Below are 22,673 nucleotides of genomic sequence, written 5' to 3' on the forward strand. Positions count from 1 at the left end.
CACGCGCTCGTCACCCGTCGCGGCGCCCGCGCGGCGGCGAGAGCGCTCCGCACCGCGCCCCGCGCCGGCGCGAGGCACCCGCGCGCGTGACCGCGGACGCTCGCCTGCCACCACGCGCACTCCCCGCCACACCGTCCCGCCCCGCCCCCCGGGCCCTGCCCACCTCTTCCGCACCACCTCTTCCGCACAACGCCCTCCGCACCACCCCGGCCCGACCTACGGGCCCTGCCCACCCCCTCGGCACCACCCTCAAGGAGAACCGCACATGACCACCTCCCGACCCGACACCTCGGCCCCGGGAGCCGACCGATGAGAGTCCTGCTGATCGGAGCCAACGGGTACATCGGCCGCTTCGTCGCCGACCGCCTCCTCGCCGACCCGGCCGTCCAGCTCACCGCGCTCGGCCGCGGCGACGACGCCGACGTCCGCTTCGACCTCGCCAGTGGCAGCCCCGGCGCCCTCACCCGCTTCCTCGACGCGGTCCACCCCGGCGTCGTCGTCAACTGCGCCGGCGCCACCCGCGGCGGAGCCCGCGACCTCACCCGGCACAACACCGTCGCCGTCGCCACCGTCTGCGAGGCCCTGCGCCGCAGCGGCTGCGGCGCCCGCCTGGTGCAGATCGGCTGCAGCGCCGAGTACGGCCCCAGTCAGCCCGGGTCCTCCACGGCAGAGGACGCCGTACCCCGCCCCGGCGGTCCCTACGGCGTCAGCAAACTGGCCGCCACCGAACTGGTCCTCGGCTCCGGACTCGACGCCGTCGTCCTCCGCGTCTTCTCACCGGCCGGACCCGGTACCCCCGCCGGCTCCCCGCTGGGCCGCCTCGCCGAGGCCATGCGCCGCGCCATGCAGTCCGGCGACGGCGAACTCCGTCTCGGCGGCCTCGGCGCCCAGCGCGACTTCGTCGACGTCCGCGACGTGGCCCGCGCGGTGCACGCCGCCTCCCTCTCCGCCGCCCAAGGCGTCATCAACATCGGCTCGGGCCGCGCCGTCCGCCTGCGCGACGCCGCCGCCACCCTCGCCCGCGTGGCCGGCTACGGCGGCGCCCTCCACGAACTCGACGGCCCGCCCGGCGCCCTGCGTCCGGTCATCGGCCACCCCCGCGGCGAATCCGCGGTCCACCGCTCCGACGGGCTCGGCCACCGCACCGAGGTACCGGGCCACCACCGCGCCGACAGCGTCGGCCACCGCGTGGACGGCCTGGGCCCCCGCAACGAGGCCGACCACCCCGCGCCCGTCGCCTACCCGTACCCGGACGGCTGCGGCAGTTGGCAGCAGGCCGACGTCCGCACCGCCCGCGACCGTCTGGGCTGGCGGCCCCGTATCAACCTCGAAGAGTCCCTGGCCGACATCTGGATGGAGGCCGCGTGCCGCATCTGACCAGCAACAGAGGAGGAGCGACCGCGAGTACCGACGTCCGGACCGGCCTCGGCGTCCCCGGCCTGGCCCACCCCCTGGTAGCCCCCGCTGAATGGGCGGAACTCATGCGCCCCGGCACCTCCTTGCACTGGGTCGTCCTCGACGTCGCCGACGGTCCGGGCGCCGCCCCCGACCCGCACTGCCTGGAGGCGGCCGGCCGACTCCGCAACACCGGCATCCGCGTACTCGGACGGCTCGACGCCGCCCACGGCGCCCGCCCCTTCGGCGAACTGGTCGCGGACGCGCACCGCTATGCCGACTGGTACCGGACCGACGGCTTCCTTCTGGACCACTGCCCCGGCGAACGCGAGGCGCTCCCCACGACCCGCCGTACCGTCGCAGCGCTCCGGGCGGTCGGCGACGGCGCGTACATCGTCCTCGGCCACGGGACCCACCCCCATCCCGGCTACGCCGAGAACGCCGACCAACTGATCACCTTCCGCGGCCCCTGGAGCGACTACCGCTGGTCCCAGGTGGCCGAGTGGACCGCCGACTATCCGCCCGAACGCTTCTGCCACCTCGTCCACGGCACGCCCGGCCCCCACCTCGACGAGGCCCTGCGCATCGCCCGCTGGCAGGGCGCCGGAACGGTCTGGTTCACCGACCGCACGGACCGCGGGGGCCGCGCCGACCCGTGGGAGACGATGCCCGGCTACTGGGACGACCTCGTCTCGCGCATCGGGACAGGTGTCTCGGAATGAAAAAGGCCGTGGCAGTGTTACAGACAGAACCACCGTAATGATCGACCGACCAACGGAGTCCCCGTGTCGCTGCCACCCCTGGTCGAGCCGGCTTCCGAGCTCACCGTAGACGAGGTCCGCAGGTACTCCCGCCACCTGATCATCCCCGACGTCGGGATGGACGGGCAGAAGCGGCTGAAGAACGCCAAGGTGCTGGCTGTCGGCGCCGGTGGCCTGGGCTCGCCGGCGCTGATGTACCTCGCCGCCGCGGGCGTCGGCACGCTCGGCATCGTGGAGTTCGACGAGGTCGACGAGTCCAACCTGCAGCGCCAGATCATTCACAGCCAGGCCGACATCGGCCGCTCCAAGGCGGAGTCCGCCCGGGACACCGTCAAGGGCATCAACCCGTACGTGAACGTGGTCCTTCACGAGGAGCGGCTCGAGGCCGACAACGTGATGGACATCTTCAGCCAGTACGACCTGATCGTCGACGGCACCGACAACTTCGCCACGCGCTACCTGGTCAACGACGCCTGTGTCCTGCTGAACAAGCCGTACATCTGGGGTTCGATCTACCGCTTCGACGGCCAGGCCTCCGTCTTCTGGTCCGAGCACGGCCCCTGCTACCGCTGCCTCTACCCGGAGCCCCCGCCCCCCGGCATGGTTCCCTCCTGCGCCGAGGGCGGCGTGCTCGGTGTGCTGTGCGCGTCCATCGGCTCCATCCAGGTCAACGAGGCCATCAAGCTCCTCGCGGGCATCGGCGAGCCGCTCGTCGGCCGCCTGATGATCTACGACGCCCTGGAGATGCAGTACCGCCAGGTCAAGGTCCGCAAGGACCCCGACTGCGCGGTCTGCGGCGAGAACCCCACCGTCACCGAGCTCATCGACTACGAGGCCTTCTGCGGCGTCGTCTCCGAGGAGGCCCAGGCGGCGGCCGCCGACTCCACGATCACTCCCAAGCAGCTCAAGGAGTGGATCGACGACGGCGAGAACATCGAGATCATCGACGTCCGCGAGCGGAACGAGTACGAGATCGTCTCCATTCCTGGCGCGCGGCTGATCCCGAAGAACGAGTTCCTCATGGGCACCGCCCTGGAGAGCCTCCCGCAGGACAAGAAGATCGTCCTGCACTGCAAGACCGGTGTCCGCAGTGCGGAGGTCCTCGCGGTTCTCAAGTCCGCGGGCTTCTCGGACGCCGTCCACGTCGGCGGCGGCGTCATCGGCTGGGTCAACCAGATCGAGCCGGCCAAGCCGGTCTACTGAGCCCCCCCCGGCCAGGTCCTCCGAGCGGCGGGGGTCCCGCGCACCTACGGTGCCCGGGGCCCCCGCCGCCGTCGTGAGCGGGGACCCTAGGAGCAGACCTTGCCGTCCTCGGGCACCGTCCCGTCCAGGAGGTAGGCGTCCACCGTGGAGTCGACGCAGTCGCTGCCGCTCCCGTAGGCACCGTGGCCCTCGCCCTTCCAGGTGAGCATCACCCCGACGTCCTTGCCCAGCTCGTCCGCCATCTTGCGGGCGCCCTCGTAGGGTGTCGCCGGGTCGCCCGTGTTGCCGACCACCAGCACCGGAGCGGCTCCGACCGCGCTGACCTCGGGCGTCTCGTGCTGTCCGGCCACCGGCCAGTCGTGGCACCAGCCGGCGGTGTCCCAGCCCAGGAAGGCGCCGAAGACGGGCGAGATCCGCTCGAACTCCGGCAGCAGCGCCTTGGTCTCCTCCAGGGTCGGCCGCTCCTTGTCGTCCAGGCACGATATGACCCGCTGGGAGTGCGTGGTCGTGCCGTAGTGCCCCGAGGGGTCACGCTCGTTGTAGCCGTCGGCGAGCGCCAGCAGCTCCGAACCGTCGCCCTCCTCGGCCGCCGTCAGCGCGCTGGTCAGGGCCGGCCAGCTGGTCTCGCTGTACAGCGGCAGCACGATCCCGGTGATGGCCAGCGTCTGCGTCAGCTCCCTGCCGGACGTCGACGTCGGCAGCGGCTCGCTGTCGATCCGCTCCAGCAGGTCGGCGATCTCCCGCGTGCCCTGCTTCGCGTTCTGACCGGTGGAGCGGAGGTAGTCGTCGAGCGCCCGCTGGAAGCCCCGGGTCTGGTGCTCGGCATGGCCGATGGTGTCGGCGGTCGGGTCGACGACCGCGTCCAGCACCAGGCGCCCCACGTTCTTCGGGAACAGATGGGCGTAGACGCCGCCCAGCTCGGTGCCGTAGGAGATGCCGAAGTAGTGCATCTTCTTGTCGCCCAGCACCTCGCGGAGCAGGTCCATGTCGCGGGCGGTGTCCGTGGTCGAGACGTGCGCCATCAGCTTGCCCGCGGCCTGCTCGCAGCCCTCGCCGAAGGACGCCGCGTCCTTCAGGAAGCTCTGCTCCTCGGCCGGCGTGTCCGGGGTGGCGTCCACCGCGGCCTCGGCGGCCTGTATCTCCTTGTCACCGCGGCAGCGGATGCCCTCGCTCGCGGCCACCCCGCGCGGGTCCCAGCTGACCAGGTCGTACTGCTCGTGGAGCGCGGAGGCGATGCTCGCGTACGACGGCATCGTGGAGACGCCCGAGCCGCCGGGTCCGCCGAAGTTGAACAGCAGGGAACCGGCCCGGCGGCCCCCGGTGGCCTCGGAGCGGATCAGGGCCAGGCCGATCCGCTCGCCGTCGGGCTTCGACCAGTCCAGCGGCACCTGGAGCGTGGCGCACCGCCACTCGCTGCCCGGGGCCGGGGTGTCGCCGGTGGCCTTGCAACGGCCCCAGTCCAGCCGCTGGGACGTCAGGGCCTTCCCCGCGGCCTTGTCGCCCTCGCCGGCCCCGCCGTCCTTGCCGCTCTCCGACGTGTCCCCGCTGCATCCGGTCACCAGCAGTCCCGCTGCTGCCAGTGCCGCCGTCCACCGTGCGTATCGCGACCTCGTGTACCTCGTGTACCGCCCCATGCGCGCTCCCCCCTGACGGGCCGTCCGCGCTGAGCGGCGGACGGCTGTGATGCCATGGTAGGTGGCGCCCGAGAACCCCGCTGCGGCCTGTGGATAACGCTTTGACCTGCCGATTTCCGAGCGCGGGCCGGGGAGGTCAGGAGCAGACGGTTCCGGCTTTCGGGGTCCGTCCGTTCAGCAGGTAACCGTCGACCGCCTTCCGCACACAGGCGTTCTCGCTGTCGTAGGCGCCGTGGCCCTGGCCCTTGTAGGTCAGCTCGACGCCGACGTCCGGGCCCAGGGCGTCCACCATCTTCGCCGCGCCCTCGTACGGCGTCGCCGGGTCGCCCGTGTTGCCGACGACCAGGATCGGCGGGGCGCCGGGAGCGCTGACGTCGGGGTGGTCGGCCGCGCCCGGCACCGCCCAGTCGGTGCAGCTCACCATGGACCAGGCGAGGTAGTCACCGAACAGTGGCGAGGCGGAGCGGAACTCCGGCAGCTTCTTCTCCACGTCCCGCTCGTCGTAGCGGGGCTTGTCGTCGGCGCAGTTGATGGAGACGTTGGCCGCGGTGATGTTGCTGTACCGGCCGTCCTCGCCGCGTCCGTTCAGCGCGTCCGACAGCGCCATCAGGATGCTGCCGTCACCGTCGTACGCCTGTTCAAGGCCCTCGGTGAGGTACTCCCACAGGTCCTTGGAGTACAGGGACTGGGCGATGCCGCTGGTCGCGGCGGTCTCGGTGAGCCTGCGCGGCGTGATGCCGGGGATCGGCCTGCTGTCCAACCGCTTCAGCAGGCGGGCGATGCGGTCCTTCACGTCCTCGGCGGTGTCGCCGACTGGGCACTCCTCGGTCTTGGAGACGCAGTCCTCGGCGTAGTTGTCCAGGGCGCGCTGGAAGCCCTTCGCCTGGCCCAGCGAGCCCTGTTCCGAGTTCTGCGTCGGGTCGACGACGGCGTCGAAGACGGCCCGGCCGACCTTCTCGGGGAACAGGTGGGCGTAGACGCCGCCGAGTTCGGTGCCGTAGGAGATGCCGAAGTAGTGCAGCTTGTCGTCGCCGAGGACGCGGCGCATCAGGTCCATGTCGCGGGCCGCGTCGGTCGTGGCGACGTGCGGCAGCGTCTTCTCGGAGTTCTTCTCGCAGGCCGCGTTGAACTTCTTGTTGCCGTCGACCAGTTCCTTGCGCTCGGTGGCGTCGTCGGGCGTGGCGTCCTGCTGGAACCAGGTGTCGAGCTGCTTGTCGTCCAGGCACTCCACGGGGGCGCTGCGGCCGACCCCGCGCGGGTCGAAGCTGACCAGGTCGTAGCGGGTGCGCAGGTTCTTGTAGTCGTCACCGAAGGCGGGCAGGGTGGTGACGCCCGAGCCGCCGGGGCCGCCGAAATTGAAGACCAGTGAGCCGATCCGCCGGTCGGCGTCGCCGCTGGACCGGGCCCGGATCAGGGCGATCCCGATCGTCTCGCCGTCGGGGTCGTCCCAGTCGAGCGGCGCCTTCATGGTGGCGCACTGCCATGTGCCGCCGTCCGGCAGGGGCGAGGGCGCGGCGCCGCCGCCCTGCGCCGCGGACGGGGCGGGGCAGTCCCGCCAGCTCAGTTCCTGCTGGTTGACGTCTCCGTCCGCCGCGGCCTCACCGCCGCAACCGGCCAGCAGGGAGGACAGCAGTACGGCGGAGGCGGCGGGGGCGGCGGCGCGCAGCCGGGCTGGGATCGGCATGCCCTCATCGTGCGGCGGCGCCGGGCGGGACGCTCGGGGCGTGGGCCGTACGGGGGACGACACCGGGGAGCGGGCCGTACAGAGAGGACGACACCGGGGAGCGGGGGCTGTCGTGAACCCGGCGGGGTCCGCTACAGCGCCTGTTTCCGCGTCAGGTGGTTGAACGCCAGCCATCCCGGCAGCACCGGCAGCCACAGGGTCAGCAGCCGGTACAGGAGCACCGCGGGTGCGGCGACCTCCTTGGGCAGGCCCACGGCGATCAGGCCGACCGTCAGGGTGGCCTCCACCGCTCCCACACCGCCCGGCGTCGGCGCCGCGGAGCCCAGCGCGTTGCCCGCGAGGAAGACGACGGCGACGCTGGCGAGGCTGATGGACGTCGCCTCGTCGCCGAACGCGCGGATCGAGGCGTCCAGGCACATGACGAAACAGGCCGTCAGCAGCAGCATGCCGCCGATGCCGGTGACCAGCTTCTGCGGCCGCTGGAGCACGTCGAGCATGCGCGGGACGACGCCGGCGAAAAGCGACCGCACGCGCGTGACGACGAATTTCCGCAGGAACGGCACGGACGTGACCACGAGCACCAGGACCGCCACCGTCAGCAGACCCGCGATGACCGTCCGGGACGGCGACAGGGACGGCGTCTTCTCGGTGCCGGTCAGGTAGCCGAACGACAGCAGCATCAGGATGTGGCAGCCGAGCCCGAAGAGCTGCGACGCGCCCACACTGGCCACGGCCAGACCGGGCCGCACCCCCGCGCGTTGCAGGAAGCGCGTGTTCAGGGCGACACCGCCGACCGCCGCCGGAGCGACGATCTTCACGAAGGAACCGGCCACCTGGGCGGCGACCGCCCGCAGGAAGGGCACCCGCTCGGGGACGAACCCCAGCAGGGACATCGCCGCGGCGACGTAGCTCGCCGCCGAGAACAGCACGGCCGCGATGACCCAGCCCCACTCGGCGTTGGAGACGAGCGGGCCGAACTCGATGTGGGTGAGCTGCGTCAGCAGGAAGTACGCGCCGATCGCGCCGGCGATGAAACTGATCAGCGTCCGCGGCCGGATCCGCTCCAGGCGGGCCGGTTCGACGGGGGCCTGCGGCCTGATCCGGAGCACCTCGTGCCGGATCTGGGTGAGCAGGTCGTCCTCGCGCGCCTCGTCCATCGCCTCGTCGAGAGCGCGTTTCTCGGCCCGCTGCTCCGCGCGTACGGCCTTCTTGTCTAGCTTGTCCGACTTGCCGGGCCTGTCATGCTCCTCGGCGGTGGCGCCGGTGTCGGTACCGGCCGCGGCCTCCACGCGGGCCTGCTTGGCCTGCCGGGACGCCTCCAGGACGGCCTCGCGTTCGCGCTGGGCGCGCTCACGGGCGAGTCTGCGCAGCGTCGCGCGCGTGGAGCGGCTCAGCGCGATCGGCTGGAGCATCGGCAGGCAGTCGGCCACGGCGTCCGGGCCGAGGACGCTCAGCGCGGAGGCCACCGCGCGCTCGGCACCCACCCGCAGTCCGAGTGTGACCAGCAACTGGGAGATGTCCATGCGCAGCAGCAGGTCGCCCGCGGCGATCTCACCGGTGCGCAGGTCGGTGATGCTCACCGTGCCGGAACGATCCACCAGGATCGCGTCACCGACCAGCCTGCGGTGCGCGATCCGCCGGGACTGCAGGGCCCGGACCTGCTCCCAGGTGTCACGCAGCAGGTCGTCGGTGATCTCCTCGTCCGGCAGCGAGTCCAGGGAGCGTCCGCCGGTGTGCTCGTAGATGAGCATCACCGCGTCGGGACCCAGCTCGGAGGTGGCGATCAGCTTGGGCGCGTTGGCGCCGGCCGCGATCGCCGCGTAGGCCAGCAGAGCCTCCTGCTCCAGCGCCTGGCGCAGCGACTGGAGGCTGCTGCGGGTGGCGAAGCCGCGCAGCGTCAGATTGCGCCACGCGCGGTAGAAGAACCCCTGAGCCTGCTGCTCGCGGTCGACCACCGTGACGTCCAGCGGCGGACCGTCCTCCAGCGTCACGAAGTAGCGGCGGCCCCGGTCACCGGTCTCGACGGTGTCCGCGGGCGCCTCCTCGCGGGAGGCGGTCACCGGGCGGAAGCCCACCGTCATCAGCCCGGCCATGAGCGTGCGCCCGGTGGGACGGACGTTGGGGGAGCCGACCGCGTACAGCGTGCCGTAAGCCACGCTCCAGCCGATCAGCACCGTGAGGATGATCGAGAACGGCGTCGTGTAGCCGGTGACGAGCATGCTGAACGCGGCGAGGAGCAGCACGATCCACAGCACCGCGCGCCACCGAGGCCGGCGGGACATGCCGACCGCTGTCATGTATGCGATGACCGGCGCCAGGTAGCCGTGCACCGGGTCGGTCAGGGCGTGGATGTCGCCGGGCGAGGGCTGGGTGAGCGCCTCCTGGATCGAGCCGGGGGCGGCCTTGGCGACCCACAGGTCCGTGGCGAGTGTCACGCCGTGGGCGAGGACGGCCGCCAGCACGCCGTCCGCGATGCGCAGTCCGTCGCGTTTGATCAGCCGTTCGATCGCGAAGGCGACCGGCACCAGCAGGATCGCGATGCTGGAGGCCAGACCAGCGATCTTGATCAGCAGGTCGGGGGCCTGGCCGGTGCCCTTGTTGATGTCCTGTTCGAGGCCGGAGGTGGTGCCGTGGGCGAACGCGGCCACGGCCAGCAGCACGCCGACGGCGAGCACGCCCACCATGAACCGCATCAGGTCCGAAGGGCGGTGCACGCGCGCGGGGAGGAGCGGTTCGTCGCCCTCCACCTCGTCGATGTGCGTGGTGTCCGTGTCGACGCGCGCGGTCTCCGCGCGGTCGGCGTCCGGTGCGGTGCTCCCGGTCCTCTTCCGGCCGCCGGCGGTATCGGGGCGCGACGAAGCGTCAGAGGCGCCCTGCGTGTCGCCGGGCCGCACACCCTGCTGCTTCATCGTCTCTTCTTGCTCCCGTATCACTGGTCACCGCCCGCATGATGGTGGCATGCCGCACCGACGCTCGGAGGCATCAGGGTGCACACGCGGGCCGCACAGTCTGCCCCAAGCGCCGCGACCGGGCGAGGGACGCGGAGCGTCCGCGCGAGCGCGCCGCGGTGTCGGTGGGGTGCGGCAGGATGGGGTGAATGAGCGACGAGAGCCTTCCGGGCGGCAGCCTCCCAGACGACGGCGGCCCCGGCCCCGCGGACGCGCTGCCCGAGTACGCCGAGCGGGTCCTGGAGGTCACCGAGCTGATCCCGCCCGGCCGCGTCATGACCTACGGGGACGTCGCCGAGTGGCTGGAGGAGGGCGGCCCCCGGCAGGTCGGCCGCGTGATGTCCCTCTACGGCACCGGTGTCCCGTGGTGGCGCGTCGTCCGCGCCGACGGTGTACTGCTCCCGGGGCACGAGCTGCGCGCGCTCGACCGGTACCGGGAGGAGGGCACGCCCCTGCGGGAGGCGGGCCGGACCGCCGAGGGCCATCTGCCGCGCGTCGACATGAGGCGAGCGCGGTGGGACGGCGGCGAACACGCGCAGGGTCACACCTGAAAGCTTCCGCCATCGGACGCCCCGGAGAGTGCCCGGTGATCCGTACGAGGGAACCGGCGCGGAACGGGCACGTCCGTGACATGACGTACGTTCGAGGGGCGAGGGACACCGGAGACGCGGGCTCCGGGACGGAAGAGGCGAGGGAAGGACCGCGACAAGCGGAAGCCCTGCTTCCCGCCCCCTCGTCGGCGTAGCGTCGGCCGCGCGCGTCCCGTTCACCCCGCGCCCACCGCCCGCCACCCGGAGCGGTCGTCCCACCAGCACACCCACCAGGACCGGCGAACCACGTGAGCTCCTCATCCTCCATCAGGCACCCGTCGCACCCCCAGGTGCGGCAGGGGACCCGTGGCGCTTACCGACTGGTCCGTACCCCGCCCTCGCGCGAGGATCCCCCTCTGTTGGACGCCGCCCAGCGGGCCGTGGTTGACCATGGCACCGGTCCGCTGCTCGTCCTCGCCGGTCCCGGCACCGGCAAGACCACCACGCTCGTCGAGTCCGTCGCGGACCGGATCGCGCGCGGCGCCGATCCCGAGCGGATCCTCGTCCTGACCTTCAGCCGGAAGGCGGCCGTCGAGCTGCGCGACCGCATGGCGCGCCGCACCGGCGCGGCGCGCGCCCCGCGCGCGACCACGTTCCACTCGTTCAGCTACGCCCTCGTCCGGGCGCACCAGGACAGCGACCTGTTCGCCGAGCCGCTGCGGCTGCTGTCCGGCCCCGAGCAGGACGTGACCGTGCGCGAGCTGCTGGCCGGCCAGGCCGACCTGGAGCGGCTCGGACTGGCGCACGTGCGCTGGCCCGACGAACTGCGCGCCTGTCTGACCACCCGGGGCTTCGCCGACGAGGTCCGCGCGGTGCTCGCCCGCAGCCGAGAGCTGGGCCTCGGCCCGGACGCCCTCGCCGACTTCGCCCGGCACATCGGCCGCCCCGACTGGCGGGCCGCCGCGGTGTTCCTCGCCGAGTACCTCGACGTACTCGACCTCCAGGGCGTCCTCGACTACGCGGAACTCGTCCACCGCGCGGTGCTGCTCGCCCACCGTCCCGGCGTCGCCGAACGGCTCGCCGCGCAGTACGACGCCGTCTACGTCGACGAGTACCAGGACACCGACCCGGCGCAGGTCCGGCTGCTGCACGCGCTGGCGGGCGGCGGCCGCACCCTCGTCGCGCTCGGCGACCCCGACCAGTCGATCTACGCGTTCCGGGGGGCCGACGTCGGCGGCATCCTCGACTTCCCGCACGCCTTCCCGCGCGCGGACGGACGCCCGGCGCCCGTGCGGGTGCTGCGCACCTCCCGCCGTTCCGGAGCCGAGCTGCTGGCCGCCACCCGGCTGCTGACCCGGCGCATGCCGCTGACCCGGCTCCCCGCCGACCAGGCGCGTGCCCACCGTGAGCTCATGCCGGTACGGGACGGCGGGCACGTCGAGGTGTACACGTACCCGACGACCGGTACGGAGCTGGACAACGTCGCCGACGTCCTGCGCCGCGCGCACCTGGAGGACGGCGTCCCGTGGAGCGAGATGGCCGTCCTCGTGCGGGCCGGCTCCCGCACGCTCCCGGCGGTCCGCCGCGCCCTGACGTCGGCCGGCGTCCCGGTCGACGTGGACGGCGACGACCTCCCCCTGCGCCACGAGCCGGCGGTGGCCCCCCTGCTGACGGCCCTGCGGGCGGTGGCCACGGCGGAGGCGGAGGCCGGCGGTGACGCCGCAGAACCGGGGGCCGGCGGTGTCGGCGCGGCGCCGGGGGGCGACGGTGGTGGCGCGGACCTGACGGACGGCGATGATGGCGCGGAGTCGGCGGGCGGTGATGCCGAAGAGCCGCTGGGCGGTGGCGATGGCGGTGGTGGCGGCCATGGCGTGGATCCGGAGGCCGGCGGGCTCGGCGCGGCGCCGGGGGGCGGCGATGGTGGCGCGGAGCCGGCGGACGACGATGCCGAGCAGTCGTTGAGCGGTGGTGGTGGCGGTGACGCCGGAGATCTGGAGGCCGGCGGTGTCGGCACGGCGTCGGAGGCCGGCGGTGTCGGCGCGATGCCGGGTGGCGGCGGCGGTGTCGAGGAGGCGGAGGGCGGGGGCCGTGCCGAAGAGGCGGGACGCGGCGCGGTGGTCCACCGCTGGCTGGACACCGAGACCGCACTCACCCTGCTCACCTCCCCCCTGGCCGGCATGGACTCGGCCGATCTGCGGCGTCTCGGGCGGGCCCTGCGCGAGGAGGAGCGAGCCGCGGGCAACGCTCTGCCGCCCCCCTCCGACCGCCTGCTCGCGCGGGCACTGGCCGAACCGGAGCGGCTGACCGTCCACGACCCCGCGTACGCGCGTGGCGCCCAGCGCCTGGGCGCACTGCTGCGTACGGCTCGGCAGCGCCTCGCGGACGGCGGCACGGCCGAGGAGGCCCTCTGGGAGCTGTGGGCGGGCACCCCGTGGCCCGGACGCCTGGAGCGGGCCGCCCGACGCGGCGGTGCCGCCGGCCGGAACGCCGACCGTGACCTCGACGCCGTCTGCGCCCTGTTCGCCACGGCCGCGCGCGCCGAGGAGCGCACCGGCGGCCGGGGCGCCCTGAACTTCCTGGAGGAGATCGAGGCCGAGGACATCGCCGCCGACACCCTCGCGCGGCGCGCGGTACGCCCGGACGCGGTGCGTCTGATGACCGCGCACCGCTCCAAGGGCCTGCAGTGGCGGCTGGTCGTCGTCGCCGGTGTCCAGGAGGGACTCTGGCCCGACCTGCGCCGCCGGGGCTCCCTGCTGGAGGCCGACCGGATCGGACGGGACGGACTCGCCGAGCCCCTCACGCCCGGCGCGCTGCTCGCCGAGGAACGCCGCCTGTTCTACGTGGCCGCCACACGCGCGCGTGACCGCCTCGTCGTCACCGCCGTCAAGGCACCGGCCGACGACGGTGACCAGCCCTCCCGGTTCCTGACCGAACTGGGCGTCGAACCCCAGGACGTCACCGGCCGCCCGCGCCGCCCGCTGTCCGTCGCGGCCCTGGTCGCCGAATTGCGCGCCACCACCGTCGACCCGCGCGTCTCCGACGCCCTGCGGGAGGCCGCCGCCCGTCGCCTCGCCCGGCTCGCCGCCCTGGGCGACGACGAGGGCCGGCCCCTGGTGCCCTCCGCGCACCCCTACCGCTGGTGGGGCATGTTCGAGCCCACCAAGTCCAAGGTGCCGCTGCGCGACCGGGACCAGCCCGTCGTGCTCTCCGGCAGTGCCCTCGACCAGCTCGCGAACACCTGCGCGCTGCAGTGGTTCCTCGGCCGCGAGGTGAAGGCCGACGCACCCGCGACCGCCGCCCAGGGCTTCGGCAACGTCGTGCACGTCCTCGCCGACGAGGTGGCCTCCGGGCAGACCCCGGCCGACCTCGACGTCCTCATGGAACGGCTCGACTCCGTGTGGAACGCGCTCGCCTTCGACGCGCCCTGGAAGTCGGAGCAGGAGAAGGCCAACGCGCGCGTGGCGCTCGAACGCTTCCTGAAGTGGCACGTCATGGACCGCACCGGCCGCACGCCGGTGGCCAGCGAACACGACTTCGACGTCACCCTGGGCGCCGGTGACTACGAGGTGCGCATCCGCGGCCAGATGGACCGCGTGGAGGCCGACGGCGAGGGCCGCGCCTACGTCGTCGACTTCAAGACCGGCAAGCATGCGCCCAGCTCCGCCGAGGTGGCCCGCCATCCGCAGCTCGCCGTCTACCAGCTCGCCGTCCGCGAGGGCGCCGTCGACGAGGCGTTCGACGGCGTACGTCCCGAACCGGGCGGCGCCGAACTCGTCCAGCTCCGGCAGGGGGCCGCCAAGCGGGACGGCGGCGAGACGCTGCCCAAGGTGCAGGCCCAGGAGCCGCTCGGGGGCGGCGAGGGGGAGGGCGGAGGCGAGAGCGGAGGAGAGGGCGAGTGGGTCGGTGAACTGCTGGCCACGGCCGCCGGCAAGGTTCTCGACGAACGGTTCGCCCCGACCGCGGGCCAGCACTGCACGCACTGTGCGTTCCGGGCGTCGTGCAGCGCGCGACCGGAGGGCCGGCACGTGGTGGAGTGACCCACGGAACCTCCTTGAACTGGCGCGCACCGGCGTGAACCGCGTGAACCGCGTGACACATCGCACGCCCCGTGCTGACCTGCGCATCTCCCGCCCCGTAACGTCCGTCCGGCCCCGGCTGTCAGTGGCCGCCGCTAGCCTTTTCGACGTGCCCGCTCGTATCACCGATCCCGATCAGCTCAAGGAGCTCCTCGGTATCCCCTTCACCCCGGAGCAGACGGCCTGCATCACGGCGCCGCCCGCCCCGCAGGTGATCGTGGCCGGAGCCGGTTCCGGCAAGACGACGGTGATGGCGGCGCGCGTGGTCTGGCTGGTCGGCACCGGCCAGGTCGCCCCCGAGCAGGTGCTCGGCCTCACCTTCACCAACAAGGCCGCCGGTGAACTCGCCGAGCGCGTCCGCAAGGCCCTGGTGAAGGCAGGCGTCACCGACCCCGACGTGATCGACCCGGACAACCCCCCGGGCGAGCCGGTGATCTCCACCTACCACTCCTTCGCCGGCCGGCTCCTGACCGACCACGGCCTGCGCGTCGGACTCGAACCCGCCTCCCGCCTGCTCGCCGACGCCACCCGCTACCAGCTCGCCGCGCGGGTGCTGCGCGAAGCCCCCGGCCCGTACCCGGCCCTGACCCGTTCCTTCGCCGACCTGGTCGGTGACCTCCTCACCCTCGACTCCGAGCTGTCCGAGCACCTCGTGACCCCGGAGGAACTGCGCGCCTGGGACGCGGACCTCCTGGAGACCCTCCGCGGCGCCAAGCTCAGCAACGCCGACCTGCGCAAGGTTCCCGAGGCCGCCGCCGCGCGCGGGGAGCTCGCCGGCCTGGTGACCCGCTACCGGTCCGCCAAGCGCGACCGCGACCTCCTCGACTTCGGCGACCAGATCGCCCTCTCCGCGCGGCTCTCCCGGCTCCCCGAGGTGGGCCGGCTGCTGCGCGAGGAGTTCCGGGTCGTACTGCTCGACGAGTACCAGGACACCTCGGTGGCCCAGCGCGTCCTCCTCGCGGGCCTCTTCGGCGGCGGCACCGGCCACCCCGTGACCGCCGTCGGCGACCCCTGCCAGGCGATCTACGGCTGGCGCGGCGCCTCCGTCGCCAACCTCGACGACTTCCCCGAACACTTCGCGCGCGCCGACGGCCGCCCCGCCGTCCGCCAGTCGCTCAGCGAGAACCGCCGCAGCGGCGGCCGGCTCCTCGACCTCGCCAACGGCCTCGCCGAACCCCTGCGCGCCATGCACGCGGGCGTGGAGGCCCTCCGTCCCGCCCCGGGCGCCGAGCGCGACGGCACGGTCCGCTGCGCCCTGCTGCGCACCCACGAGGAGGAGATCGACTGGATCGCCGACTCGGTCGCGCACCTCGTACGGACCGGAACGGCCCCGGGCGAGGTCGCCGTCCTGTGCCGCACGGCGACCGACTTCGCCGAGATCCAGGGCGCCCTGGTGGCCCGGGACGTCCCCGTCGAGGTCGTCGGGCTGTCCGGGCTGCTGCACCTGCCCGAGGTCGCCGACCTGGTCGCCGTCTGCGAGGTACTCCAAGACCCCGGGGCCAACGCGTCGCTGGTCCGGCTGCTCACCGGCCCGCGCTGGCGCATCGGCGCGCGTGACCTGGCCCTCCTGGGCCGCCGCGCCCGGCGTCTCGTCTCCCACGCGCGCGTGGACGGCGACGACGACCCCGACCGCAGGCTCGCCGAGGCCGTCGAGGGCGTCGACCCGTCCGAGGTGATATCGCTCGCGGACGCGCTCGACACGTTCCTGGAGACGCCGATGGACAGCGGCGGCGACGACGACGGGCTGCCGTTCTCACCGGACGCGCGCGTGCGCTTCGCCCGCCTGGCCACCGAGCTGCGCGACCTGCGGCGCTCACTGGCCGATCCGCTGATGGACGTACTGCACCGCGTCCTCGCCGTCACCGGCCTGGAGGTCGAGCTGTCGGCGTCCCCGCACGCCCTCGCCGCCCGCCGCCGAGAGACCCTGTCGAACTTCCTGGATGTCGCCGCCTCCTTCGCCGCCGGCGACCGCGAGGCGTCCCTGCTGGCCTTCCTCGGCTTCCTGCGTACTGCCGCGCAGTACGAGAAGGGCCTGGACAACGCCCTGCCCGGCGGCGAGAACACCGTCAAGGTGCTCACCGCGCACAAGTCCAAGGGCCTGGAGTGGGACGTCGTGGCCGTGCCCGGACTGGTCACCGGCACCTTCCCCAGCACGCAGGGCCGCGAGAAGTGGACCGCCCAGGGCAAGGTCCTACCGCACGGGCTGCGCGGCGACGCCGACACCCTGCCCGACGTCGGATCGTGGGACTCCCGCGGGCTGCGCGACTTCCACGACGCCATGAAGGAGCACCAGCACACCGAGGAGCTCCGCCTCGGCTATGTCACCTTCACCCGGCCCCGCTCTCTCCTGCTCGGTTCCGGCCACTGGTGGGGGCCCACCCAGAAGAAGCCCCGCGGCCCCTCCGACTTCCTGACGGCCCTGTACGACCACTGCGTCGCCGGACACGGCGAGATCGAGGTCTGGGCGGACGAACCCGCCGAGGAGGAGGAGAACCCCGCACTGCACAGGGCCACCGCCGAGCAGGTGTGGCCGCTGCCGCTGGACGCGACGGCCCTCGCGCGGCGCCGGACGGCCGCCGAGACGGTCCTCGCCCACCTGGAGGACCTCGCCTCCCCGGACCACGGCCGTCCCGCCGCGCCCCACGACCCGGACACCTACGACGACCCGGACTGGCCCCCACCGGAGGACGACGAGCCGCCCTACGAGGAGGACCCCTTCCTGGAGGAGCTCCCCCCGGACGATCCCCCGCGCGGAGAGCCGTACGCCGTGGAGGCGCCCCCCGTAGAGGCGCGCCCCGCACAGAGACTCCCCGCTCCGAGGCGCCCCCTGGGGACGCTCCCCGCGGAGACATCCCTCACACCGGAGGAGGAGCGCACCATAGCCTCCTGGGACCGTGACCTCGACGCCCTCGCCGGTGAGCTCCAGCGCGCGCGGGAGAGCGTCACCGAGGTGCCGCTGCCGGCCTCGCTGACCGCGTCCCAGCTGCTGCTCCTCGCCGCCGATCCCGACGGCCTCGCCCAGGAGCTGGCCCGCCCGATGCCCGCGCCGCCCCGGCCGGCCGCCCGCCGAGGCACCCGCTTCCACGCCTGGGTCGAGGCCCGTTTCGAGGAGCTGACCCTGCCCCTGCTGGAACCCGACGAACTGCCCGGCGCCGACGCCGAGATCACAGGGGAGCAGGACCTGGAGGCACTCAAGGACGCCTTCGAACGCACCGAGTACGCGCGGCGCACCCCGTACCGCGTGGAGGCCCCCTTCCAGTTCTCCCTGGGCGGACGGATCGTGCGGGGCCGTATCGACGCCGTCTACAAGGAGGGCGACGGGGACGCGGCGACGTACGAGATCGTCGACTGGAAGACCTCCCGCACCCGCTCCGCGGACCCGTTGCAGCTCGCCGTGTACCGCCTGGCCTGGGCCGAACAGCAGGGCGTCCCGCTGACCTCGGTGACCGCGGCGTTCCTGTACGTGCGCAGCGGCGAGGTGGTGCGCCCCGACGACCTGCCGGGCCGCGCCGCGCTGGAACGGCTGCTCGCGGGGGTCCACGGTGACGAACCGCACGGTCAGGGTGTCGGTGGGGCCCAGTAGGCTCGTGAGTATGAGCAAGCCCGTTGACAGTGCCGTCAGCGCCGTCCGCGTGTTCGTGGACCACCACCGCGCCGCCTTCCTCGACGACCTGACCGAGTGGCTGCGCATCCCGTCGGTCTCGGCCCGGCCCGACCACGCGCCCGACGTCCGCCGCAGCGCCGACTGGCTCGCCGCCAAGCTCAAGGAGACCGGCTTCCCGACCGCCGAGGTCTGGGAGACGCCGGGCGCCCCGGCCGTCTACGCCGAGTGGCCCGCCGACGACCCCGCGGCGCCCACCGTCCTGGTCTACGGACACCACGACGTGCAGCCCGCCGCCCGCGAGGACGGTTGGTCCAGCGACCCCTTCGAGCCCGAGATCCGCGGAAACCGCCTCTACGCGCGCGGTGCCGCCGACGACAAGGGCCAGGTGTTCTTCCACACACTCGGCGTCCGCGCCCACCTCGCCGCCACCGGCCGCACCGCCCCCGCCGTCAACCTGAAGCTGATCGTCGAGGGCGAGGAGGAGTCCGGCTCCCCGCACTTCCGCGCCTTGGTCGAGGAGCACGCCGAACGGCTCGCCGCCGACGCCGTGATCGTCTCCGACACCGGCATGTGGTCCGAGGACACCCCCACCGTCTGCACCGGCATGCGCGGCCTCGCCGAGTGCGAGATCCGCCTCCACGGCCCCGACCAGGACATCCACTCCGGCTCCTTCGGCGGCGCCGTCCCCAACCCGGCCACCGAGGTCGCTCGGCTCGTCGCCGCCCTCCACGACGAGCACGCACGCGTGACGATCCCCGGCTTCTACGACGGTGTCGTCGAGCTGACCGAGCAGGAGCGCCGGCTCTTCGCCGAGCTGCCGTTCGACGAGCGGCAGTGGCTGCGCACCGCCAGGTCGCACGCCGCGCACGGAGAGGCCGGACACACCACCCTGGAGCGCGTCTGGGCCCGCCCCACCGCCGAGGTCAACGGCATCGGCGGCGGCTACCAGGGACCGGGCAGCAAGACGATCATCCCGTCCGACGCGATGGTGAAGATCTCCTTCCGCCTCGTCGCCGGACAGGACCCCGACCACGTGGAGAAGGCCGTCCGAGCCTGGGCCGCGGGACGCGTACCGCCGGGCATCCGCCTGGAGATCGCGTTCAGCGCGGCCACGCGCCCGTGCCTGACGCCACTGGACCACCCGGCGCTGCGTTCCGTGGTCCGCGCCATGGAGCGGGCCTTCGAGAAACCCGTGCGCTACACGCGCGAGGGCGGCTCCGGACCCGCCGCCGACCTCCAGGACGTCCTCGGGGCGCCGGTGCTCTTCCTGGGCATCTCCGTTCCCTCCGACGGCTGGCACGCCCCCGACGAGAAGGTCGAGCTGGACCTGCTCCTCAAGGGCGCGGAGACCTCCGCCCACCTCTGGGGCGACCTGGCGGCCCACTGGCGGCACGGCCCCTGATCCATGCAGCCGCACCGTCCGGACCGGCGTCCGGCGCGGGGCACACTGGAAGGGCCCGCACCACCGAGCCCTGCCGGACCCGGTCGCCGTCCGCCGCCAGAACCCGCCGAACCGCCTGTCGAAACACAATCCGCCGTACCGGGGGAGTTGGAAGCACCTGTGACCACCTGGACCGACCGCACCGCCGAACGTCCCATCTCGCTCACCGCCCCGAGCGGTGTCGACCGCGCCGCGCACCACCGGCTCGACGAGGCCTGGCTCGCGGCCGCGTGGAGCCACCCCACCACGCGCTGCTTCGTGGTCTCCGGCGGTCAGGTCCTCATCGACGAGACGTCCGACGGGCGTACCGAACTCGTCATGACGCCCTCCTTCGAGGCCCCGCTGACCGAGGCCCACCGCTACTTCCTCGGCATCGACGAGGACGGCGTCAGCTACTTCGCCCTGCAGAAGGACTCGCTGCCCGGCCGCATGGACCAGTCCGCGCGCCCGGCCGGTCTGCGCGAGGCCGGACTGCTGCTCTCCCCGCGCGACGCGGGCCTCATGGTGCACGCCGTCGGCCTGGAGAACTGGCAGCGCACCCACCGCTTCTGCTCCCGCTGCGGAGAGCGCACCGCCATCGCGGCGGCCGGTCACATCCGCCGCTGCCCGGCCTGCGGCGCCGAGCACTACCCGCGGACCGACCCCGCCGTGATCATGGCGGTCACCGACGAACAGGACCGCATCCTGCTCGGCCGCCAGGTGCACTGGCCCGAAGGCCGCTTCTCCACGCTCGCCGGATTCGTGGAGCCCGGCGAGTCCATCGAGCAGTCGGTGCGCCGGGAGGTCTTCGAGGAGGCCGGGATCGTCGTCGGCCCCGTCGAGTACGTCGCCAGCCAGCCCTGGCCCTTCCCGTCCAGCCTGATGCTCGGCTTCATGGCCCGCGCCGTCTCCACCGACATCACCGTCGACGGCGACGAGATCCACGAGGCCCGCTGGTTCTCGCGCGACGAGCTGGGCGCCGCGTTCGAGGCCGGCGAGGTCCTGCCGCCCTACGGCATCTCGATCGCCGCCCGCCTGATCGAGCTGTGGTACGGCAAGCCCCTGCCGACCCGCCAGTTCGTCTGAGCCGAAGCGGACACGGCTGAGGGGGCGTCCCACCGGGACGCCCCCTCAGCCGTGAAGGAACCCGCTTACGCGCCGATCTTCTGCTTCACCTGGGCCAACGACGGGTTGGTGAGCGTCGAGCCGTCGGGGAAGAGCACCGTCGGGACGGTCTGGTTGCCGCCGTTCGCCTTCTCGACGAACGCGGCCGACTCCGGGTCCTGCTCGATGTTGATCTCGGTGTAACCGATGCCCTCACGGTCCATCTGGCTCTTCAGTCGCCGGCAGTAGCCGCACCACGTGGTGCTGTACATCGTCACAGTGCCCGACATGTCTCTCGCGCTCCTTCTAGCGGCTCGGGGGTGCGTCTCCTCGCACTCGCCCAACGTCCGCGGCACCGTCTCCATTCCCGACGGCCACCAGGGGCAGGCCCACCGCATTAACCAGGGGCAGGCCCACCGCATTAATACGACCGCGACCCCTCGCCTGTGGACAACCGACGCACCCGTCTCCCGCGACCTGGCAGCATGGCTGTGTGACAGCAGCAACGCACTCCACCCTCTTCCCGCAGGTACCGGACTCGGCCGACGCGGTGCTCGACGGGCTCGACCCCGAGCAGCGCGAGGTGGCCACCTCCCTGCGCGGACCGGTGTGCGTGCTGGCCGGCGCGGGCACCGGCAAGACCAGGGCGATCACCCACCGCATCGCCTACGGGGTGCGGGCCGGCATCCTGCAGCCCAACACCGTCCTCGCCGTCACCTTCACCAACCGCGCCGCGGGTGAGATGCGCGGCCGGCTGCGCCAGCTCGGCGCCGTCGGAGTCCAGGCCCGCACCTTCCACTCCGCGGCGCTGCGCCAGCTCCAGTACTTCTGGCCGAAGGCGATCGGCGGAGCCATGCCCCGGCTCGTCGACCGCAAGATCCAACTGGTCGCCGACGCCGCCGCGACCTGCGGTCTCCGCCTCGACCGGGGCGAGCTGCGGGACGTCACCGCCGAGATCGAGTGGTCCAAGGTCACCCAGACCGTCCCTGCCGACTACGCCCTGGCGATGGCCAAGGCGGGACGTGAGGCCCCCCGCGACCCCGCCGAGACCGCCCAGATCTACTCCGCCTACGAGAATCTCAAGCGCGGGCGCGGAGCCATCGACTTCGAGGACGTCCTGCTGCTGACCGTGGCAGTCCTGCAGGACCGGCAGGACGTCGCCCAGCAGGTCCGCGCCCAGTACCAGCACTTCGTGGTCGACGAGTACCAGGACGTCAGTCCGCTCCAGCAGCGGCTGCTCGACCTGTGGCTCGGCGACCGTGACGACCTGTGCGTGGTCGGTGACGCCAGCCAGACGATCTACTCGTTCACTGGAGCAACCCCGGACCATCTGCTCGACTTCCGGATCCGCCACCCCGGAGCCACGGTCGTCAAGCTGGTCCGCGACTACCGCTCCACGCCCCAGGTCGTCCACCTGGCCAACGGGCTGCTCGCCCAGGCCCGGGGCCGCGCCGCCGACGCCCGCCTGGAACTGCTCTCCCAGCGCCCCGCCGGCCCCGAGCCCGGCTACACCGAGTACGCCGACGAGCCCGCCGAGGCCGAGGGCACCGCCCGCCGTGTCCGGGAGCTGATCGACTCCGGCGTCCCGCCCGCCGAGATCGCCGTCCTCTTCCGCACCAACGCCCAGTCGGAGATCCACGAGCAGGCCCTCGCCGACGCCGGTGTGCCCTACCAGCTGCGCGGCGCGGAACGGTTCTTCGACCGCCCCGAAGTGCGCAAAGCGATCACGGCCCTGCGTGCCGCGGCCCGCTTCGGCGGCAACGACGCCCTCCTCGACGACACCGTCGACCTGCCGTCCCAGGTCCGCGCCGTGCTCTCGGGGGAGGGCTGGACGACCGAGCCCCCGGCCGGGTCGGGCGCGGTCCGCGAGCGCTGGGAGTCACTGGCGGCGCTGGTGAACCTCGCGCAGGACTTCTCCGCCGCCAAGCCCGGCGCCGCCCTCTCCGACCTCGTCGCCGAACTCGGCGAGCGGACCGCCGCCCAGCACGCGCCGACCGTCCAGGGCGTCACGCTCGCCTCCCTGCACGCGGCCAAGGGCCTGGAGTGGGACGCCGTCTTCCTGGTCGGGCTCGCCGAGGGCATGATGCCGATCACCTACGCAAAGACCGACGAGCAGATAGAGGAGGAGCGCCGCCTCCTGTACGTCGGAGTCACCCGTGCGCGCGAACGCCTCCACCTCTCCTGGGCGCTGGCCCGCTCACCCGGCGGCCGCGCCAACCGCCGCGCCAGCCGCTTCCTCGACGGGCTGCGGCCCGGCTCCACGGGCGCCGGCGGACGGGTGGCCGCAGGGGGCGCCGGGGGAGTGGAGCGGGGC

Annotated in this window: 13 protein-coding genes; 9 read left to right on the top strand and 4 right to left on the bottom strand. The window is 73.2% G+C overall.

All coding sequences use genetic code 11. From position 1 onward, the window contains the following. Window positions 1–309: 309 nt before the first annotated feature. From UW392_RS09055 to moeZ, 3 genes are all read left to right on the top strand, one after another. A complete protein-coding gene (locus UW392_RS09055; RefSeq protein WP_320774376.1) occupies window positions 310–1,377 on the top strand; it encodes an NAD-dependent epimerase/dehydratase family protein in 1,068 nt (355 codons plus the stop codon). Next, window positions 1,365–2,117 carry a spherulation-specific family 4 protein gene (locus UW392_RS09060; protein ID WP_320774377.1) on the top strand — a complete coding sequence of 251 codons (753 nt, stop codon included), beginning with the start codon at window positions 1,365–1,367 and terminating at the stop codon, window positions 2,115–2,117. The genes UW392_RS09055 and UW392_RS09060 overlap by 13 nt, the downstream gene beginning before the upstream one ends. A gap of 63 nt (window positions 2,118–2,180) precedes the next feature. Then, entirely contained in the window at window positions 2,181–3,359 is a 1,179-nt protein-coding gene (gene moeZ / locus UW392_RS09065) for an adenylyltransferase/sulfurtransferase MoeZ (RefSeq protein WP_320774378.1), read from the top strand. 86 nt (window positions 3,360–3,445) lie between these two features. On the opposite strand, the gene UW392_RS09070 is transcribed toward moeZ, so the two are convergent. The 3 genes from UW392_RS09070 to UW392_RS09080 form a co-directional block, all read right to left on the bottom strand. Further along, a complete protein-coding gene (locus UW392_RS09070; RefSeq protein ID WP_320774379.1) occupies window positions 3,446–4,993 on the bottom strand; it encodes an alpha/beta hydrolase in 1,548 nt (515 codons plus the stop codon). 136 nt (window positions 4,994–5,129) lie between these two features. Further along, entirely contained in the window at window positions 5,130–6,677 is a 1,548-nt protein-coding gene (locus tag UW392_RS09075; protein ID WP_320774380.1) for an alpha/beta hydrolase, read from the bottom strand. A 131-nt stretch (window positions 6,678–6,808) separates the two neighbouring features. Beyond that, window positions 6,809–9,586, bottom strand: coding sequence for a lysylphosphatidylglycerol synthase domain-containing protein (locus UW392_RS09080; RefSeq protein ID WP_320774381.1), 2,778 nt, complete (start codon window positions 9,584–9,586; stop codon window positions 6,809–6,811). 188 nt (window positions 9,587–9,774) lie between these two features. On the opposite strand from UW392_RS09080, the gene UW392_RS09085 reads away from it, so the two are divergent. The 5 genes from UW392_RS09085 to nudC all read left to right on the top strand — a co-directional run bounded on the left by UW392_RS09085 (window position 9,775) and on the right by nudC (window position 20,341). Beyond that, a complete protein-coding gene (locus tag UW392_RS09085; protein WP_320774382.1) occupies window positions 9,775–10,176 on the top strand; it encodes an MGMT family protein in 402 nt (133 codons plus the stop codon). 287 nt (window positions 10,177–10,463) lie between these two features. Beyond that, the gene (locus UW392_RS09090; protein ID WP_320774383.1) at window positions 10,464–14,192 is read left to right on the top strand and encodes an ATP-dependent DNA helicase; all 3,729 of its coding nucleotides are present in this window, start codon (window positions 10,464–10,466) and stop codon (window positions 14,190–14,192) included. A gap of 148 nt (window positions 14,193–14,340) precedes the next feature. Next, the gene (locus tag UW392_RS09095) at window positions 14,341–17,814 is read left to right on the top strand and encodes an ATP-dependent DNA helicase (protein ID WP_320774384.1); all 3,474 of its coding nucleotides are present in this window, start codon (window positions 14,341–14,343) and stop codon (window positions 17,812–17,814) included. Window positions 17,815–17,824: 10 nt separating this feature from the next. Continuing rightward, window positions 17,825–19,237 carry a dipeptidase gene (locus UW392_RS09100; protein WP_320774385.1) on the top strand — a complete coding sequence of 471 codons (1,413 nt, stop codon included), beginning with the start codon at window positions 17,825–17,827 and terminating at the stop codon, window positions 19,235–19,237. Between the two features lie 159 nt (window positions 19,238–19,396). Next, the gene (nudC, locus tag UW392_RS09105; RefSeq protein ID WP_320774386.1) at window positions 19,397–20,341 is read left to right on the top strand and encodes an NAD(+) diphosphatase; all 945 of its coding nucleotides are present in this window, start codon (window positions 19,397–19,399) and stop codon (window positions 20,339–20,341) included. Between the two features lie 65 nt (window positions 20,342–20,406). Here the strand turns inward: nudC and UW392_RS09110 are convergent, their stop codons facing one another. Then, window positions 20,407–20,649, bottom strand: a complete 243-nt coding sequence (locus UW392_RS09110) for a mycoredoxin (protein ID WP_320774387.1) — start codon at window positions 20,647–20,649, stop codon at window positions 20,407–20,409. 203 nt (window positions 20,650–20,852) lie between these two features. Between UW392_RS09110 and UW392_RS09115 the strand changes: the two genes are divergently transcribed. Continuing rightward, window positions 20,853–22,673 (top strand): ATP-dependent helicase (locus tag UW392_RS09115; RefSeq protein WP_320774388.1); only part of this gene is annotated, 1,821 nt, incomplete at its 3' end.

Source organism: Streptomyces sp. CRN 30 (assembly GCF_034105845.1).